At 57.7% G+C, this 18,290-nt stretch carries 20 protein-coding genes and 1 tRNA gene; 7 read left to right on the top strand and 14 right to left on the bottom strand.

Translation table 11 applies throughout. The annotated features are described in order from the left end of the window. Positions 1-23 precede the first annotated feature (23 nt). Genes dapF through CP97_RS08690 form a run of 4 tightly spaced genes read left to right on the top strand, consistent with a single transcriptional unit; the run spans position 24 to position 3,596 of the window. Positions 24-833 (top strand): diaminopimelate epimerase, encoded by an 810-nt coding sequence (gene dapF / locus CP97_RS08705; RefSeq protein WP_048885608.1) that lies wholly within the window; start codon positions 24-26, stop codon positions 831-833. Further along, entirely contained in the window at positions 830-2,029 is a 1,200-nt protein-coding gene (locus CP97_RS08700; protein ID WP_048885607.1) for a MiaB/RimO family radical SAM methylthiotransferase, read from the top strand. Before dapF ends, CP97_RS08700 begins: the two co-directional genes overlap by 4 nt. Positions 2,030-2,052: 23 nt before the next feature. Next, a complete protein-coding gene (ftsY, locus tag CP97_RS08695) occupies positions 2,053-2,949 on the top strand; it encodes a signal recognition particle-docking protein FtsY (protein WP_082863896.1) in 897 nt (298 codons plus the stop codon). After that, positions 2,946-3,596 (top strand): inner membrane-spanning protein YciB, encoded by a 651-nt coding sequence (locus CP97_RS08690; RefSeq protein ID WP_335622360.1) that lies wholly within the window; start codon positions 2,946-2,948, stop codon positions 3,594-3,596. Before ftsY ends, CP97_RS08690 begins: the two co-directional genes overlap by 4 nt. 166 nt (positions 3,597-3,762) lie before the next feature. On the opposite strand, the gene CP97_RS08685 is transcribed toward CP97_RS08690, so the two are convergent. The 10 genes from CP97_RS08685 to CP97_RS08645 form a co-directional block, all read right to left on the bottom strand. Further along, positions 3,763-5,655 carry a potassium transporter Kup gene (locus CP97_RS08685; RefSeq protein ID WP_048885604.1) on the bottom strand — a complete coding sequence of 631 codons (1,893 nt, stop codon included), beginning with the start codon at positions 5,653-5,655 and terminating at the stop codon, positions 3,763-3,765. Between the two features lie 95 nt (positions 5,656-5,750). Beyond that, positions 5,751-6,452 carry a tetratricopeptide repeat protein gene (locus CP97_RS08680; RefSeq protein WP_048885603.1) on the bottom strand — a complete coding sequence of 234 codons (702 nt, stop codon included), beginning with the start codon at positions 6,450-6,452 and terminating at the stop codon, positions 5,751-5,753. After that, positions 6,449-6,871, bottom strand: a complete 423-nt coding sequence (locus tag CP97_RS08675; protein WP_048885602.1) for a cytochrome c-type biogenesis protein — start codon at positions 6,869-6,871, stop codon at positions 6,449-6,451. Before CP97_RS08675 ends, CP97_RS08680 begins: the two co-directional genes overlap by 4 nt. Continuing rightward, positions 6,868-7,404 (bottom strand): redoxin family protein, encoded by a 537-nt coding sequence (locus CP97_RS08670; protein ID WP_048885601.1) that lies wholly within the window; start codon positions 7,402-7,404, stop codon positions 6,868-6,870. The genes CP97_RS08675 and CP97_RS08670 overlap by 4 nt, the downstream gene beginning before the upstream one ends. After that, on the bottom strand, positions 7,401-9,362 hold the full coding sequence (locus CP97_RS08665) for a heme lyase CcmF/NrfE family subunit (RefSeq protein WP_048885600.1): 1,962 nt from the start codon (positions 9,360-9,362) through the stop codon (positions 7,401-7,403). Before CP97_RS08665 ends, CP97_RS08670 begins: the two co-directional genes overlap by 4 nt. Beyond that, complete coding sequence (gene ccmE, locus CP97_RS08660) at positions 9,359-9,820, bottom strand: cytochrome c maturation protein CcmE (protein WP_048885599.1); 462 nt, start codon at positions 9,818-9,820, stop codon at positions 9,359-9,361. The genes CP97_RS08665 and ccmE overlap by 4 nt, the downstream gene beginning before the upstream one ends. Further along, a complete protein-coding gene (locus tag CP97_RS16160) occupies positions 9,817-9,957 on the bottom strand; it encodes a heme exporter protein CcmD (protein WP_149036449.1) in 141 nt (46 codons plus the stop codon). Before CP97_RS16160 ends, ccmE begins: the two co-directional genes overlap by 4 nt. Further along, entirely contained in the window at positions 9,954-10,700 is a 747-nt protein-coding gene (gene ccmC, locus CP97_RS08655; protein ID WP_048885598.1) for a heme ABC transporter permease CcmC, read from the bottom strand. The genes CP97_RS16160 and ccmC overlap by 4 nt, the downstream gene beginning before the upstream one ends. Before the next feature lie 87 nt (positions 10,701-10,787). After that, on the bottom strand, positions 10,788-11,852 hold the full coding sequence (locus tag CP97_RS08650) for a Leu/Phe/Val dehydrogenase (RefSeq protein ID WP_048885597.1): 1,065 nt from the start codon (positions 11,850-11,852) through the stop codon (positions 10,788-10,790). A gap of 50 nt (positions 11,853-11,902) precedes the next feature. Beyond that, a tRNA-His gene (locus tag CP97_RS08645) sits at positions 11,903-11,979 on the bottom strand. A gap of 250 nt (positions 11,980-12,229) precedes the next feature. Here CP97_RS08645 and CP97_RS08640 point away from each other — a divergent pair. The 3 genes from CP97_RS08640 to CP97_RS08630 all read left to right on the top strand — a co-directional run bounded on the left by CP97_RS08640 (position 12,230) and on the right by CP97_RS08630 (position 13,806). Continuing rightward, the gene (locus CP97_RS08640; protein WP_227819562.1) at positions 12,230-12,832 is read left to right on the top strand and encodes a prolyl hydroxylase family protein; all 603 of its coding nucleotides are present in this window, start codon (positions 12,230-12,232) and stop codon (positions 12,830-12,832) included. Between the two features lie 4 nt (positions 12,833-12,836). Further along, the gene (locus tag CP97_RS08635; RefSeq protein ID WP_048885595.1) at positions 12,837-13,250 is read left to right on the top strand and encodes a GFA family protein; all 414 of its coding nucleotides are present in this window, start codon (positions 12,837-12,839) and stop codon (positions 13,248-13,250) included. Between the two features lie 67 nt (positions 13,251-13,317). Beyond that, entirely contained in the window at positions 13,318-13,806 is a 489-nt protein-coding gene (locus CP97_RS08630) for a DUF2165 family protein (protein ID WP_048885594.1), read from the top strand. 72 nt (positions 13,807-13,878) lie between these two features. Here the strand turns inward: CP97_RS08630 and rpmE are convergent, their stop codons facing one another. The 4 genes from rpmE to bamA all read right to left on the bottom strand — a co-directional run bounded on the left by rpmE (position 13,879) and on the right by bamA (position 18,149). Continuing rightward, a complete protein-coding gene (rpmE, locus tag CP97_RS08625; RefSeq protein WP_048885593.1) occupies positions 13,879-14,109 on the bottom strand; it encodes a 50S ribosomal protein L31 in 231 nt (76 codons plus the stop codon). 157 nt (positions 14,110-14,266) lie between these two features. Next, a complete protein-coding gene (fabZ, locus tag CP97_RS08620; protein WP_048885592.1) occupies positions 14,267-14,716 on the bottom strand; it encodes a 3-hydroxyacyl-ACP dehydratase FabZ in 450 nt (149 codons plus the stop codon). A gap of 23 nt (positions 14,717-14,739) precedes the next feature. Further along, positions 14,740-15,408, bottom strand: coding sequence for an OmpH family outer membrane protein (locus tag CP97_RS08615; protein ID WP_048885591.1), 669 nt, complete (start codon positions 15,406-15,408; stop codon positions 14,740-14,742). Next, a complete protein-coding gene (gene bamA / locus CP97_RS08610; RefSeq protein WP_227819561.1) occupies positions 15,408-18,149 on the bottom strand; it encodes an outer membrane protein assembly factor BamA in 2,742 nt (913 codons plus the stop codon). The genes CP97_RS08615 and bamA overlap by 1 nt, the downstream gene beginning before the upstream one ends. Positions 18,150-18,290 lie beyond the last annotated feature (141 nt).

Below are 18,290 nucleotides of genomic sequence, written 5' to 3'. Positions count from 1 at the left end.
CTCCGTGCCCCTAGGTGGCGAGGATGCGCGTTTCTTTCGTAAAAATGCACGGCCTAGGCAATGATTTCATTGTGCTTGATGCGCGTGAAAACGCGCTGCCGCAATTCTCTCAGGCAACCATTCGCGCGCTGGCTGATCGCCGCGAAGGAATTGGCTGCGACCAATTTATCATTCTGGAACCACATGAAAGCGCAACCTGCCGCATGCGTATCTTCAATTGCGACGGAACGCAGGTTGAAGCCTGTGGCAATGCCGCGCGCGCTGTAGGGTTGCTGCTGGGCAAACCCGCGCAGATCGTAACCAGTGGTGGAACAATCGAAACGCGGCCCGATGCAGCGGGCATTTCGGTGGACATGGGCAGGCCGCGCCTTGAATGGGAGGCAATACCCCTTGCCTATCCGATGGATACGCTGACGATGCCAGTTGGCTGGGAAGAACTTGAACAACCCTGCGCGGTCAATGTCGGCAATCCGCATGTGATCTTTTTTGTCGAAGATAACGACGCCATCCGGCTCGACACGCTTGGTCCGCTAATCGAACAAGACGAACTTTTTCCCGATAAGATCAACGTGAATGTCGCCACGATTGAAGATCGTGACACGATCCGTATGCGCGTGTGGGAACGGGGTGCGGGATTGACGCGAGCCTGCGGAACCGGTGCATGTGCAACTGCGGTTGCCGCCATGCGCCGCAATCTGACTGACAGGGATGTGACCGTGCACCTTCCCGGCGGACCACTGTCCATCCGTTGGAAAGAAGACGGGCGCATCATCATGAGTGGCCCGGCAACAGAGGCATTTCGCGGTTCATTCGACCCGGCTGATTTCGCATGAGTGATGGCACCGCAGTCGCACCTGCACATGATCGCGTTATTTCGCTCGGCTGCCGACTGAATATTGCTGAAAGCGAGCGTATCCGCATGTTGGTCGCGGATGAGGATGATCTCGTCATCATCAACAGCTGCGCGGTCACGATGGAAGCCGTGCGTCAGACCCGGCAGGCAATCCGCAGGGCGCGGCGCGCAAAGCCCGGCGCGCGCCTGCTGGTGACAGGTTGCGCTGCCGAGGTAGAGCGCGATCAGCTTTCCGCCATGCCCGAAGTGGACGGCATCGTGGCAAATGCGCAAAAGCTGGATGCGCGTGCGTGGAACGTGCCCGAACGGGGCGAACCGACGCCATCAAAACACACCCGCGCCTTCATAGCGGTGCAAAATGGATGTGATCATGCCTGCACCTTCTGCGTTATTCCGCAGGGACGCGGCCAGAGTGTCTCACTCGCTATCTCATCGGTCTTGCGCGAAGTTGAACGTCATTTGCATCATGGTGCATCGGAAGTCGTGCTGACCGGCGTCGATGTCACAAGCTGGGGTCATGATTTGCTCCGCGCCCCGAAGCTGGGCGAACTTGTTTCCAGCATTTTTGACGCTTTCCCCGAATTGCAGCGCTTGCGCATGTCATCGCTTGACGGGGTAGAGATTGATCCGGTCCTGTTTGAGCTTTTCGCCAGTGAAAAGCGCATGATGCCGCATCTGCATCTCAGCCTGCAACACGGCGCAGACCTTATCCTGAAACGCATGAAGCGCCGGCACAACCGGGCCAGTGCAGTGGAACTGATCCAGCAATTGCGTGAACGCCGGCCAGAGCTGGCCGTTGGCGCCGATATTATCGCCGGCTTCCCGACGGAGGGCGCTGAACATCATGAACAGAACCGCTCCATCATTTCAGAATTGCACATCGTACACGGACATATCTTCCCATATTCGCCTCGTCCCGGCACGTCCGCTGCGCGCATGCCACAGCATGACAAATCCCTGATCAAGGCCCGGGCCGGCCAATTGCGCGCCGATGTGGCAAAGGCGCGCAACAATTGGCTGGCTGAACTGGTGGGCAAGCCTCTGCACGTCCTCGCCGAAAGCGATGGCACCGGCTATGCAGAAAACTTCGCGCGGGTCGCAGTGCCTCCGGGAACAGCGCGCGGCACCATTCTGACAATCACCCCGACATCTTTGACACAAGGCCTTTTGACGTGAGCGAAACAAGCTGGACCGACAAGATGTTTGGCGGCTTCCGCAAGACATCTGAACGATTGTCCGAAAACCTTACCGGCGTGGTCGGCACGGCCAAGCTGGACAATGATACGCTCGACATGGTCGAGGATGCGCTGATTGTATCTGATCTTGGTCCGGCTGCGGCAGCACGCATTCGTGCAAAGCTGGAGGAAAAGCGGTTCGGTCTGTCGATTACTGAGCGCGCTTTGAAAGAGGCGGTGGCAGAGGAAATTGCCGCCATCTTGCGCCCCGTGGCCATCCCGCTCGAAATCACTGCCTTTCCGCGGCCGCAAGTTATCCTGGTGATCGGGGTCAATGGAAGCGGCAAGACTACAACCATCGCCAAACTTGGCCATTGGTTGCAGGAAGATGATTATGGCGTGATGCTGGCGGCCGGAGATACATTTCGCGCTGCCGCCATCGGCCAGCTAAAAGTTTGGGCAGAACGGATTGATGTGCCCATCATCACCGGCCCCGAAGGCGGCGATCCGGCCAGTATCGTTTTCGATGCGGTCAAAACGGCGACGGATACCGGCATTGATGCGTTAATTGTGGATACCGCCGGTCGGCTCCAGAACAAACGCGAATTGATGGATGAGCTGGCCAAGATACGGAAGGTGCTTGGTCGATTGAACCCGGAGGCACCGCATGATGTCATATTGGTGCTTGATGCCACCAATGGACAAAATGCACTGTCGCAGATCGAGATATTCAAGGAAGTAGCAGGCGTGACAGGCCTAATCATGACCAAGCTTGACGGAACCGCACGCGGCGGCGTTCTGGTGGCCGCTGCGGAGCAATTCGGCCTGCCAATCCATGCAATCGGCGTTGGTGAAACGCTGGACGATTTGCGGCCTTTTGATCCGGATCTTGTGGCCCGCGTAATTGCCGGGGTGGCATGATGACGCAGGACACGAAAAAGAAGCCGAAATCAGGCTGGCTTAATGTCGCGGTGGATTACGGTCCGTTGCTGGTATTTTTCCTCGCCTATAAATATTTTTCGCCCGATGACGATGGCGATATGGGCGGTGAGGTCTTTGCCGTCATTCGCGGCACCGCGGCCTTTGTCGTCGCGGCTGTCATCGCGCTGGCAATCAGCAAGTGGCGACTGGGCAAGGTCAGCCCCATGCTTTGGCTTTCTACCGCGATGATCGTGGGTTTTGGTGCGCTGACGATCTATTTCCAGGATGAGGCTTTCATCCAGTGGAAACCGACAATAATCTATGCACTCTTCGCCGCCATTTTGCTGATCGGCTACACCAGGGGCAAATCCTTGCTAAAGGTATTGCTGGAGGCTGCATTTGACGGTTTGACCGATGTTGGCTGGCTCAAACTGTCTCGCAATTGGGGTGTGTTTTTCATATTTCTCGGCATTCTCAACACTGCCCTGGTCCTGTCGGTCAGTTTTGAATTCTGGTTGGGCGCAAAACTATGGCTTTTCCTGCCGCTCACCTTCCTCTTCACCTTTACCCAAGTGCCCATGCTGATGCGCCACGGCCTCGACATTGGTGAAGAAGAAAAGGTCATCCAGAACCCCCCGCACGAATAGGGACGCGGTCTCGACCGAAGGCAACGCCAAGCAATGCTGTCAATGAAAGCGCCTGCCGTCGCACCATTGATTAGCGACCGCCTCATGAATGGGCCTCCCAGATTTCCGAGGCGAAGAGAGTTTTTGCTGGTTGGGGAAATCTAAACCGCGTTAAACGGCAAAGCGGTCAGATTTCGACCTGGCTGCCCAGCTCAACCACACGGTTCGTCGGCAGACGGAAGAATTCCATTGGCGTTGCCGCGTTGCGCATCATCCAGGAGAACAGCTTTTCGCGCCAAACCGCCATTCCCGGATTGTCTGCCGTCAGCAAGGTCTGTCGGCTAAGGAAAAAGCTGGTCTTCATCATGTCAAATGGCCCACCGCACATTTCACGGCTGGACAATGCAAGGGGTACATTTGTCTCCTGCATGAAACCATAGTGCAGGATCACTCGGTAAAACCCGTCACCCAGATCCATGATCTCGCATCGCGCGCTTTCCGCCACATAGGGAACGTCGGCGATCTGCACAGTCAGCACCACAACGCGTTCATGCAAGACCTTGTTGTGCTTGATATTATGCAACAGCGCCGAGGGTGTGCCGCTGGACCCGGAATTCATGAAGATCGCCGTGCCGGGCACGCGCGCTGTGCTGGATCGTGCGGATTTGGCGAAAATATCGAGAGGCAGGCCCATTTCTGTCATGCGGCTGCGCATCAGCTTGCGGCCCTTGGCCCAGGTCGTGAGAATAGTGAAGGCGATGGCGCCCACCACCAGCGGGAACCACCCGCCCGATGGCACCTTCAGCAAGTTTGCGGCAAAGTAGGCACCGTCCACTATCAGGAATACCAGGACGATGGGGATTGCGACCCATTTCGGCCATTTCCAGACGCCGATAAACAAAACACCCATCAGCAGGGTATCGATCGTCACCGCTCCTGTAACGGCGATGCCATAAGCGCTGGCGAGGTTGGACGAGTTCTGGAAGGTCAGCACGAGGATGATGACCGCAATCATGAGCGCCCAGTTGATGCTGGGAATATAGATCTGGCCAGAATGCTCGTCACTCGTATGGCGGATGGAAAGCCTTGGCACAAAACCAAGCTGGATCGCCTGATGGGTGATGGAGAAAGCGCCTGAAATCACCGCCTGGCTGGCGATGAAAGTGGCGAAAGTCGCGAGGATTACCAACGGCAGGCGATAGGCTTCGGGTGCGAGGTAGAAGAACGGATTGTTGATGGCTTCATTTGCAGCCGCATCAGGCAGTCCGACAACCATCGCGCCTTGCCCGAAGTAGTTGAGCAGCAGGCACGGCATGACGAAACCGAACCACGAAAGTTTCATCGGTCCGCGTCCAAAATGCCCCATGTCCGAGTATAACGCCTCCGACCCGGTCACCGCGAGAACGACGGAACCGAGTGCGAGAAACGCAAACCATTTGTCATTGATGAAGAACTGGACGGCATACCACGGGTTAAGAGCCTTCAGGATTTCCGGAGTGCCGATGATCTGTACGATGCCAAGAACCGCGATGGTGGTGAAATAGATGATCATGACCGGGGCAAACAGGGCCCCGACCTTTTCCGTCCCGCGCTTTTGGAGGACAAACAGCGCCACCAGCAGAACCAGTGCAATCGGAATGACGAGATGATCCAGCCTGTGGTCCACCACCGTTATGCCTTCCACCGCCGAAAGCACTGAAATAGCAGGCGTAATCATGGAATCGCCATAGAATAGGGCAGTGGCAAACACGCCCAGCAAGACCACCAGCCAACCATAATTGGTATTGCCGATACTGCGGGAAAGCAGCGCCACCAGCGCAAGACTGCCGCCCTGCCCGTGATTGTCGGCACGCATCAGTATGGTCACATACTGGATTGCGACCACCAACGTCATCGACCAGAAAATCAGGCTGACAACACCAAAAATATGCAGATCGTCGATCGGCAGAGGGTTGGGCCCGACAAATGTTTCGCGGAACGCATATAGCGGACTGGTGCCGATATCGCCAAAGACGATACCGATAGCACCCGCTGCAAGCTTTAGCTTGGCAGAGTCACGTTCCTGATTAGCTGCGCTCATATGGATTTACGGCCCATCTCGCTTAACCGCCAACGGCGAAGCGCGCGCGATAGCAGCGTGTGAGCAGGCAAGCAAGATTGTGCAATGCACAACCGTTATTCCCCGTCCCGCGCCGGATCAGAACTGCCGGAATGGTCTGTTGGCCCTGCCGCATTGCCCTGTTGTACCTGCGATGCAGCGTCCAGCATGGCATCAAGACGCGCAAGCCGTTCAGCCAGTGCTCCCCTGCCCGCAGTATCAAGTGGCGCTGCTTCCAGGGTTTGCGCCCAAATGTCGCGCGTCCGTACATACTGACCCTGACGGATATACGATACCCCGATGAAATAGCCGGGGCCTGGGTGGCCCGGAGAAAGCATTGCGGCCTGACGATAGGCATATAGCGCAGGTTCCGTCAAAGCGCCGTCTGCATGTTCGGCCAGTGCGTTCCCCAGCGCCAGCCATGCCTCGAAATCAGCGGGATTTTCATGTGTAATACCAGCAAGGAATTGCGAAGCTTCCACAAATCTGCCCCTGCGCATCATCGCGTCAGCCTGAAACAGCAGGCTGGAACGGCTGCGTTCATGCTCTGCCACAAATTCCCTGCGCAAAGATGGAATATCGAAATCCGCCCTGTCTCTGGCCAGAGAAGCAGACTTGGGAGCCGAAGGCACCTGCGGTGAAGCTTGGAAAGCATAACCCGCCAACCCGAAAAGGAGAGCAGCTGCAAGGCTAGTCCAGAGGGCGCGCGGCAGGCGAAAGGCGAAGGCCGCGATTGCAAATGCGATGATCGCCAGGACGATTGCAGCAAGCCAGGTCAATCCGCATCTCCCTTCAATTGCACACGCCGCCAGACCATCAACGCCGCCAGCACCATGAATAGCAATGGCAGTGCAAACAGCGGCCATGTCGTGGCGCTCACCTGCGGATCATAGCTGACATAATCCCCATAGCGCGCCACGAGCCATGCACGCACATCCTCAGGACTTTCACCAGCCGCGATACGCGTGCGGACCTGATGGCGCATATCGCCCGCCATGGGGGCATCGCTGTCTGCGATGGACTGGCTCTGGCATTTGAGACAGCGCAGCGTCTCCATCAATTCGCGCGCGGCCTGCTCTTTCGCCGGATCGTCCAGCTGCTGATAGGCATAAGGCGCGGGCGGCATGGAATCCTGCGCTGCAAGCGGAATACAAAATGCAGCGGTAACCAGCGCAATGATGGCAACATATGGCCTCATTTCTCTGCCTTCCGCAGTTCTTCCAGCAAGACAGGCACATCATCAGCCCGAATATCGCCTATGTGCTGATAGGTAATCGTGCCGTCGCCTGCGATGACAAAGGTTTCCGGCACGCCTGCAGAGCCAATGGCCATCTGGACTTCCGAAATCTTGTCGCCGCCAATTCGGGTGAATGGATTACCATATTGCGCCAGAAAGCGATCCACATCTTCAGGCCGGTCGCGGATAGCCACCGCAGCGATTTGTGCGCCGCTGCGCTCCAGCAAGTCAAGTTGCGGTGCCTCCGCCGCGCAGGGAATGCACCAGCTGCCAAAGATATTCAGCAGCCGCGCCTTACCATCGCCCATGTCCTTATCCGAAAGCCCCGGCCTTTCAGTAGACGCAGCGGGCAAATCGAAGGCTGGCAATGGCTGGCCAACCATCGCACTCTGCACGAAATCATTCTTGGGTTGAGAAAGCTGATGATAGAACAGGCCGAACAGTCCGGCTGCCAGCACGACAATAACCCACAGCGCGATGCGTAACCGTTTCATGCCGTATAGGCCTCGTCGTCGGGCACATCTTCATCCTCACGCGGATTGCTGCGGCGCAGATCGCCGATCACGCGGCCCACCAGTGCCAATGCTCCACCCAATGCGATGAGCAAGCCGCCATACCAGATCATGGTCACAAAGGGCTTCCACCACAGCCGCAACTGCCATCGTCCGTCGGGTGCCTGATTGCCCACCGCAACGTATAATTGTCCATTCCATCGGGTGAGCAAGGCAACTTCGCTCGTCTCCATTTGCGGAGACCAGAAATGGCGGGATTGCGGTTGGGCAGGTTGTGCGGGCCGGCCATTGTATGAAAGATGCATATTGGCCTGCATCGCCGTCCAATTCGGACCGGCAACGGGGTTGACGCTTTCTAGCTGACCGCTCCACGGTCCCACCGCAACAGTGTCACCCACATTGGCAGCAACAAGCCGCTCCTGCTGAAACGCGCTATCGGCTGCCATGCCGAACAGCACCACCGCTACACCGAAATGCGCAGTGCACATGCCCCATAATGCCAAGGGCGTGCGGCGCAGTGCACCCCTGAAAAGCGGCGCGAAGCTGGCAATGGCCAGACCTCCGGCAAAGGCCAGACCGAGCAGAGGGAGAATGGCAATGTCGTTCAGGATCGCAACGCGAATTAAGATTGTGAGAATGATCGCGGCAACCAGCGCCAGTGGTTTTATGACCCGCGAAATCTGGTCCCTGCGCCAGCGCAGCAGGGGGCCAACCATCAGCACCAGCAGCATGGGGATGAAGAATATCGCGCCGACCGGATTGAAGTAAGGCGGCCCCACCGAAACCCGCACGCCAAACGCTTCGGTAAACAAGGGATAGAGCGTGCCGAGCAGCACAATCCCAAGGATAGCCGATAGCGCCACATTGTTGACTACTAATGCGCCTTCACGGCTGAGAGCGCTGAAACGTTTGCCTTCAGCAATGGTGCTGGCACGCATGGCAAAAATCACCAGAGCACCGCCGATATAAAGGGCTAGCAGGAAGAGGATGAAATTACCGCGCTCCGGATCCACCGCAAATGAATGAACACTGGTGAGAATGCCCGACCGCACGAGGAATGTGCCAAGCATGCTCATCGAAAAGGCGATTACCCCCAGCATGATCGTCCATGTGCGCAGGGCATCGCGCGCGGCCAGCACACTCACCGAATGGAGCAGTGCCGTCGCAGCAAGCCAGGGCATCAGGCTGGCATTTTCCACCGGGTCCCAAAACCACCAGCCGCCCCAGCCAAGTTCGTAATATGCCCAGTAAGAGCCTGCCGTGATGCCGACTGTGAGAAAAATCCACGATGCCAGCACCCATGGCCGCATCACTGTTGCAAATTGCGGGGTCACTGCCCGCGTGAGCAATGCCCCGACCGCAAAGCTGAAGGCGACCGAAAGGCCGACGTAACCGATGTAAAGCGTAGGCGGGTGAAAGGCGAGACCGACATCCTGAAGCAGCGGGTTGAGGCCATTTCCTTCCAAAGGGGGCTGCGCCAAACGCTCAAACGGATTGGAAGACAGCAAAAGGAAGGCATAGAAGCCCAGTCCGACAAATGCCTGCGACGCCAGAACCGCCATCATGGTCCGCTCTGGCAGGCGGCGTTCGATCAGCGCGATTGCTCCGCCTGCAGCCGCCATCACCGTTACCCACAACAGCATGGAGCCTTCATGATTGCCCCAGGCGCCCGAAATCTTGAAGATCATCGGTTTTAGCGAGTGTGAATTGGTGGCGACCAGTTTTACCGAAAGGTCGGTGATCGCAAAAACATAAAGCAGCGCAAAAAAGGCTGCCACGCACAGAAGCGCCTGCAAACCTGCTGCAGAACGCGCCAGCGCAGCGAATGCGCCCGCTCCTTCTATGTCGCCCGATCGCGCGCCGACAAAGCCGGCGATCAGTTGCAGCGCGGCTAGCGCAGCGGCCAGCCACAGTGCCGCAAGACCGAATTCCGCAATCATTCGACCGTTTCCTGCACTTCCTCGCGGATTTCATCGGCAGTCATGCCTTCCAGCTCCCGCGGCATGTAATTCTCGTCATGCTTGGCAAGAAGATTGTCTGCCACAAATACGCCATCGGCATTCATGCGGCCATCGGCAACGACACCCGACCCTTCGACGAAAAGATCGGGCAGGATGCCTGTAAAGGTGACAGGCACGCGCGCTGTCCCATCCTGTACGACAAATGCAACGGTCACGCCGTCCGCCGCCATGATCATGGAGCCGTTTTCGACCATGCCGCCCAACCTGATGGCCTGCCCCGCTTCAGGCGGGTTGGCGGCAATATCGGCGGGCACGTAGAAATAGCTCGCCTGATCGCGCAGGGCGTAGATCGCCAGCAACGCCGCCGCGATAAGCGCGGCCAGCGCCAGCAGCACGAGCACAAGGCGCTGGTGCTTGGGTTTGAAAGCGGTGTTCACTTCCCCTTGGCCCTGTCTCGGCGGGCCTCGGCGCGGCGCATAGAGAGCCAGCTTTGTGCCACCAGCCCAAGCGTGCCGATGATGGTCACACCATAAGCGGCATAGACAAACAACATCTGATCAAGTGCTTCTCTCATGCCGATGCCTCATCCGAACGCATTTCTGCCTGCTGCACCCTGCGCCGCAGCCGGGCTTCGGTCTGTATATCGGCAAGGATTGCCCGCATCCGGGCCAATACCACCCCGCCAAACAGCAGCGAGAAGCCCGCCACCGCGATCATAAGCGGGACAAGGAACACACTGTCGATAGAGCTTTGGCCAAGCGTGATGCTGGGCGGTTGGTGGAGCGAATTCCACCACACGACCGAACGGTTGATGATCGGCACATTTATTGCGCCTACCAGACCGAAAATCGCGGCAATACGGCTCGACTGGCCCTCTCGTGCAAGTGAAGCTGAGAGCGCGATATAGCCGAAATATAAAAACAGAAGGACCAGCATGGAGGTAAGCCTGCCATCCCACACCCACCAGGTGCCCCATGTCGGGCGGCCCCAGATCGAACCGGTGGCAAGACAGATGAAAGTGAAGACCGCCCCGGGCACGGCCGTAGCGCGCGCGGCAATCGCTGCAAGCGGGTGGCGCCAGACCAGTTCGACAAGGCTGGCAATGGCAATGGCGGTCCACCCCCCCATGCCCAGCCAAGCGGTAGGCACATGGATGAACAGGATGCGGACGGTATCGCCCATCAACCGATCAGCCGGAACCTGCCAGAAACCCCACGATAACGACATGGCGCAAAGCAGCAGCCCGCTAAGCAGCAGCAGCGGGGTCAGCCACTTCGCGATTATAAGAAACCGGGCGGGATTGGCGAATTTATGCATCTTCAGGCAGGGTCATTATACGCACTGCACCATTGGCAGGTGGAAACCCGCGCGGCAAGGAAACACGCCGATTTTTCGGCATGAAGCCTAGCCTCGTCCAATAAGCTCCATCGCCATCGCATCTGCCACTTCATGCGGCGGACGGGATTCAGCGTCGCTGGTTTCCCAGATTTGCTGGAGGCGTCCCGGTATCTGCGCGATGCGCTTGCGTACTTCGTTTATGTCGGAGGCCTCGCCGCGCTGGCGTGAGATATATTCCATGCTGACATTGATGATGCCGCCAGCATTGATGACATAATCCGGGGCATAGAGGATGCCGCGATCGTCCAGCAGCCTGCCATGCTCACGGCGCGCAAGCTGGTTATTGGCTCCGCCTGCTACAATAGCGCAATCGAGGCGCGCAATGCCCTCGTCATTCAGTATCGCGCCCAGAGCATTGGGGCTGAATACGTCGCAAGCAGTATTCAAGATCTGCTCTACCGCGACAGCCTTTCCGCCCGTTTCGCTAGCCAAGGCCTGCGCCCGTCCCGCATCAATATCAGCAAGCACGAGGTCAGCCCCGTCCTTCGCCAAAAGACGCGCGACACCACCGCCAACAGAGCCGCAGCCCTGCACCGCAACGCGCACGCCTTGCATCGCGTCCTTGCCGAGCTTGTGTGCAACAGCAGCTTTGATACCAAGATAAATGCCCATAGCCGTGAAAGGCCCGGGATTGCCGCCCGCATCACCCTCGGCAGCGGGCAAACCGCAGACATGCGCCGTGCGCTCTGCAATGGCGACCATGTCCGCTTCGCTCGCACCGACGTCTTCTGCAGTGACATAGCGCCCGTTCAAGGCCTCTACAGCATCGCCGAAAGCGGAGAGCATTGCGCGGGTTTTCTTGCCATTCTTGTCAAGCAGCACCACTGCCTTGCCGCCACCGATGGGCAATCCCGCCATGGCATTCTTGAAGCTCATCCCGCGCGACAAGCGCAATGCATCACGCATGGCACCCGCAGGATCGGCATAATGCCAAAACCGCGTGCCGCCCGCAGCCGGGCCGAGATGAGTGGAATGGAGCGCGATAATCGCTGTGAGCCCCGATGCACGATCATGCACGACCTCGACAAGTTCGTGGTCATCCCAATCAGCTTCGGTCCAGATTGCCGACATTCGATTATCCCTTGCGCGTAATTTCTGACACGACATGGGTGCTGGAAGAATGGGGCGATCGAGGGGTCTCGAACCCCCGACCTCCGGTACCACAAACCGGCGCTCTAACCAACTGAGCTACGATCGCCACACCATTCTGCACGCACACCGAGATGCGCGGCTTTAGGGCCTCGCGCCCACCGGTCAAGCGGCTTGGGGCGCGGGCGCGAGCCAATTGCACAAGCAGGCGGCTATGCAAAGCAAAAAGTGCGGCACAGCCCGACAGACGAAATAATGTTACGCGCACCCTTTTCGTCAACCCGCGGGCGCCCTATTCTTTGCGCATGCCGAATCCGTCATCGATTCAGTCAGGAGTTCCGGGCGAAACCAGCGCCGCCATGCTGCTTGAACACCAGGGCGTGCGCCAGGTGCCTTCGCCCCGGATCATCCTGCTCGATTGCCCGCGCTTTCTGCCGCCTGAATTGTGTGGCGAGCTCATCGCCCTGATCGACAAGGATCGCCGCCCGTCTACCCTCGCCGATGCCAATGGCGACAATTACTTTCGCACCAGCGAAACCTGCGATCTGGAAGAACACGAACCCGCAGTGCAGGAACTGGAAAGGCGATTGTTCGCCCTCAACGGTATCGACCCTGCGCATGGAGAGCCAGTACAGGGCCAGCGTTATGCGCCCGGTCAGGAATTCAAACCGCATACCGACTATTTCGAACCCAATGGGGCCGACTTCGAAAAATTTTGTTCGGTATCAGGGAATCGCACATGGACCTTCATGATTTACCTCAATCAGGCTGAAGCAGGAGGCGCAACGCGCTTCAAGGTCGTGAAAAAAACCTTCCAGCCAGCGGATGGCAAATTGGTGTGCTGGAACAATCACCGCGCGGACGGCACGTTGAATCCGGCCACATTGCATCACGGCATGAAAGTCCGCGCAGGCGTGAAATATGTCATCACTAAATGGTATCGTGAAAAACCCTGGGGGTGAATGCATGAGTGATCTGACACACGGCGGTTGCCATTGCGGAACGGTGCGCTTCACTATCGACATGCCGGAAAACCCGCTGATTCGACGATGTAACTGCACAATCTGCGCGATGAAGGGCGTGGTGATGATGGATGTGCCAATGTCCATGCTGAACATCACGCAAGGCAAAGACGCGCTCACGCCATACACATTCGGCTCTGGTGAGGCGAAACACCGATTCTGCTCGATATGCGGTATTCATCCCTTTCACCAACTGCGCTCCGAACCCGATCATTACGGCGTCAACATCGCCTGCATCGATGGCACCAGCATTTACGATTTTGCCGAAGTGCCGGTTTTCGATGGAGAATCGCATCCTGCGGATACGGGCGAAGCCCGCTATGTCGGTGTCATGCGATATCAGAAGTTTAGCGGCTGAAGACCCAAATTTGCGCGGTGCTGATTATCAGATTACGCAATTGACCCAATAATGGCCAAGGGGGGAAATGATGATCCGTTTCATCAAAATCGCGCTGGTTGCGTCTATCGGGTTGCACGCGCTTTTCTACGCGATGCAGAATGTGGCAAATCTCAGCGAAGCACATGGCTCATTGGTTTATGTCATGTCTGGCGCCGATCATGCACTCTATCCGCACACCCATTTTTTCAAGACCGCCAATCCGGCTCTGGCCTGGGCGGCGCTGGCATTGGCATCGGCTGGTGAATTGAGTGTCGCATTCTTTGGGCTGAAGGGCGCATGGGACATGGTGCGCGCGCGCAAAGGCGATCAGCCTGCCTTCCACGCAGCCAAGCGCGCCGGCGTGATTGCGGCCGGATTGGCACTCCTCACCTGGTTCGGTCTCTTCATGACCTTTGGCGCGGCATTCTTCCAGATGTGGCAAACGCAGGCAGGGGCAGGATCAATGCATGGCGCGTTTATGTATGCGATGGCTTCGGCCATCACCATGCTGTTCGTCTGCCTGACCGAGGATTAAGGCAGAAGTACAAAAGGGCGACCCGACCGGACCGCCCTTTTCCTGATTTCGTAAAAGCCGGCGCGCTGGCGCTTACTTCTTGCCGCCCAACTTGATGCCGCCGAAACGCTTGTTGAACTGGGCCACACGGCCGCCATCCTGAAGGCGCTGCGGGCCGCCGGTCCATGCCGGGTGGCTGGTGGGGTCGATTTCGAGGTTCATCGTGTCGCCCTCTTTACCCCAGGTCGATTTGGTCTGAAATTCGGTACCATCGGTCATCTTGATGTTGATGATGTGGTATTCGGGATGCGTATCGGCCTTCATGGCATATTGTCCTTGTGCATTTAGCCGGTTCCGACCGGCCTGAAGGATAGAGAATAACGGAAAGGCGCGCCCTTAGCGGTCGCACCTGTCAAAAGCAATACCCAACGCATTGCGGCGGCCTGTCTACCAGCACACCCACATGGTGCACGCGGGAGAATCAGGAAGGTGGATCGGCAATCATGGCGGTGAAGGAAACATCGCATGTCACCTTGCCATCAACACTGGCCTTGCCATCGAATTTGCAGATCTTGCTGCGCTGCTGGGTAAACACGACATCAAGTGCGAGGAGGCAGCCCGGTTCAACCGGTGCGCGGAACTTCGCATTCTCTATCGCCATGAAATACACCAGCTTGCCGCTGTCAGCCAGATCGAGCGTCTCGATACCCAGAATGCCCGCAGCCTGTGCCAAGGCTTCGATCTGGAGGACGCCGGGCATGATCGGCCTTCCGGGGAAATGCCCCTGAAAGAAGCCTTCATTGAAGCTGACAGCCTTGACCGCGCTGATCCGCTCCCCCTTTACCAGTTCGGCCACGCGGTCGACCAGCATCATGGGGTAACGATGCGGCAGGGCCTTGAGGATTTGCGTGATGTCGTAATTATCGCTCATGGCCCTGCCCCGTCATTCTTGTCTTAGCGGCCCGAACCCGAAGCGGCGGGCGCGGGGGCAGTTGTTGCAGCAGCGGCAGCTTCCTGTTGCTCACGCATCTCACGCGGCAACCAGCCCTGCGGCGGTACCAATTGGGCAGACGGGATGAGCGTGTTGAGCTGCTGGAGAACGGCTTCGTTCAAATTGTGGGTGGCTTCGGCAAACAGCACCACATCGGGGCTGATGACGAGGCTGACACCCTGCGCACGTGCGGCGTTTTCCACCGCGGTGTTGAGCTGATCCTGGATCTGCTCTTCGACATAGGCCTGGCTCAACGCTACCGGTGCAAGGATCTGCTGCAGTTCGGCCTGACCGGCCTGCTGCATCTGCTGGATCTGCGAGGCCTGCTGCTGCAACGCTGCCTGATCGGCATTGGGCTGCTGGCGAGCGGCGTTAAACGCGGTGATCAGCGGCTGAAGCTGGCCCTGCAACGCAGTACGGCGCGTCTCGGCCTGCTGCATCTGCGCTGCATAGGTCGTCTGGCGCTGGGTCTGCGCGGTCTGATAGGCAGAAGAATTTACGACCACGGCAGGGACATTGACCACGGCAACCTTCTGGTTGCTTTGCGCCATCACCGGGGCAGTAACCGCGGGGGAGGCAATAGCCGTAATTGCGAGGGCGGCGGCGAACGCCGGCTTGAGCAGAGTTTTCATCAGAATTGAGTTCCTACGTTAAACGAGAAAAGTTTAGTTTCGTCACCGCGCTCTTTTAGCAGGGTGGTAGCAATATCGATCCTGAACGGACCGAAGGGTGAGTTCCAGTTGACGCCGAAGCCAACCGAAACCCGGGGGCTGATCGAATCGCCCACGAATTCTTCCACGAAGGGAGTGAGCTGCGTACCGGCCCGCGTATTGTTTGATCCGTCAGGCGCAATCGGACTGAGAGTCGTGGTTGATCCGATAACCACGCCCGCCGTATCGCGGACGAGCTGCGTATAAACCTGGTTCCCATTTCCGTCGAGCTGCGCGAGGAACAGCCCGTCAGGCAGCGGGCTCTGGGTCAGAGTAGGTCTCTGTACATCAAAGACAGAGCCAACATCGATGAACACCGAAGGTCGCAAGCCAAGCTCACGCGCACCCGAGCCGAGGGGAATTTCGATTTCCGCACGCGCCATGTAATAGGCATTGCCGCCTAGCGCATCGTCCTGATTGCGGTCATCGCCAATGTCGAGCAGGTCTGCTTCGTCAAGGACGCCATCATCGTTTTCGTCAATATAGAAACGGCGCACGACGCGCGGACCCAGACCACGAATATCGAAACCGCGCATCTGGCCTTCGCCAAGGAAGAAGCGTTCCGTCAACAGAACGTCATCATCGCCCCAGCCCCAGATGTAGCCCCCTTCAACCGAAACCGAGCCGATGAAACCGCTACCCAAATTCCAATAACGTGACGCGTTCAGGCGGCCGCGCAGATATTGCGTATCGCCGCCAACGCCGGCGACTTCTACAGTTGCCGACGCTCTTGTGCCCCGCGTTGGACGCACGCCGCTGTTGAGTGTGTTATATGTCAGCGTCGCGGATACAATGGACTGCAGTCGGTCACCAATGGCATCACACAGATAACGACCCGCGATCAGCGGTTCGCACTGGCGAATGCCGTCACCATCGAAATCGGAGAAGAACTGCGTCTCGTCCAGAGTGATTTCCTGATAGTTGAGCCTGTAGCGCCCAAGCAGGCTGATATATTCTGTGAGCGGTACACCCACGCGCAGACCGATGCCGGTTGTAGCCTGTTCGTAGGTCGCGCTGTCACGATCGAAATAGCCGTTATTGTAATCCTGACGATAGAGATCGACTCCCATCGCAATGTCGCGGTCAAACACCTTGGGTTCTGTGAAGCTGATGTTGCCGGAGCGCGAATAGCGCGAATAATTGACGCCGAACGACACTGTCTGCCCGCGACCGCGGAAGTTGTTCTGGGTGATCGAACCGTTGAAGATGAAGCTTTCCAGGCTGGAGAAACCGGCAGACAGAGACAGTTGGCCTGTAGGTTCTTCCTGCACATTAGCCTGCAGGATAATCCGGTCAGGACTTGAACCCTCGACCTGCTCGACTTCGAAATTCTCCTGGAAATAGCCCAGTGAGTTGATGCGCGCGGTGGAGCGGCGCACTTGCAGCGAACTGAACGCATCGCCTTCAGCAATACGAAATTCACGGCGAATAACCTTGTCCTGCGTCAACGTATTGCCGTTGATCTCGATCGCCTCCACATAGACGCGCGGCGCATCGGCCACGGTGAAGGTGACGTCCATTGTCCGGTCTTCGGGGTTGCGGCTGATGCGCGGGCGCACCTCGGCAAAGGCATAGCCAAAGGCACCGGCGGTTTCAGTCAGGCCTTCTACCGTATTGTCGATCAATTCGGCATCATACCAGTCACCCGCGCTCATCACGAGCCCGGCGGACAGTGCCTCGCTGGAAAAATCACGCAGCTGGCTTACAGCCTCGACATCGCCAAACTTGTACCGCTCACCCTCTTCAACTACATAAGTGATGATGAAATCGCGGCGATCGGGCGTCAATTCGGCGACGGCCGAAACTACGCGGAAATCGGCATAACCCTCGGTAAGATAATACTGACGCAGCAATTGCTGGTCATACGCCATGCGATCCGGGTCATAGCTGGTATTCGAACTGAAGATGGCGAAAATGCTGTCTTCCTGCGTGACCATCTCATCTCGCAGATCACCGTCCGAAAACACTTCATTGCCGATGATGTTGATCTGGCGAACCTTGGATTTGGGCCCTTCCGAAATCTCGAAAATGACGTCCACGCGGTTCTGGTCGAGCATCACCATCTGTGGTTCGACCGTCGCGGCAAAACGCCCCTGCCGTTTGTACAGTTCAATGATGCGCGCAACATCGGCGCGCACACGGCTGCGGGTAAATATCTGGCGCGCGGCAAGGTTGATTTCCGGCAGGATCTTGTCCGAATCGACCCGGCGGTTACCCTCCAGAATGATCCGGTTGATGATCGGGTTTTCCTCAACCTCGATCACCATTACGCCGGTGGTTTCGTTGAAGGTAATACCGTAATCGGCAAACAGCTCTGTATTGGCAAGCGCTATCAATGCAAGATCGGCCGCGGCAGGCGTATATTCATCGCCGGGACGCAATTGAATGTAGCTGACGATGGTTTCCGGCTCCAACCGCTGCGCGCCGGACACAGAAATCGTCCGGATAATCTCGCCTTCTTGCTGGGCCGCAGGGGTCGGGGAGGCCTGGACAGGTGCCGCATCGGGCGCATCGGGCACCGGAGCCGGCGTTTGCTGACTACCAGAAGGGGCAGCATCATCCTGCGCGGCAACTGCCAAAGGCATTCCCGCCAAGGTTGAACATCCCAGCAAAGCTGCTGCGTAATGCGTTGCGGAAATTGACCTACTCCTTGCGGAAACCATTGGTTTGGAACCCATTATCCGTCCACTCTAATCGACTTCAGCGCTATCGGGAAAATGGCCCATCTGGACCAGCCGTCCAAGGCTGGCCCTTCAGCCAAGATTTTCGGTCAACGCGCAAGAAAACGCGCACTTGCCCGATGC

It is taken from the genome of Aurantiacibacter atlanticus (genome assembly GCF_001077815.2).
Lineage (GTDB): Bacteria > Pseudomonadota > Alphaproteobacteria > Sphingomonadales > Sphingomonadaceae > Alteraurantiacibacter > Alteraurantiacibacter atlanticus.
Note: the sequence above shows the minus strand (reverse complement) of the source record. Positions and strands in the feature narration are given on the sequence as shown.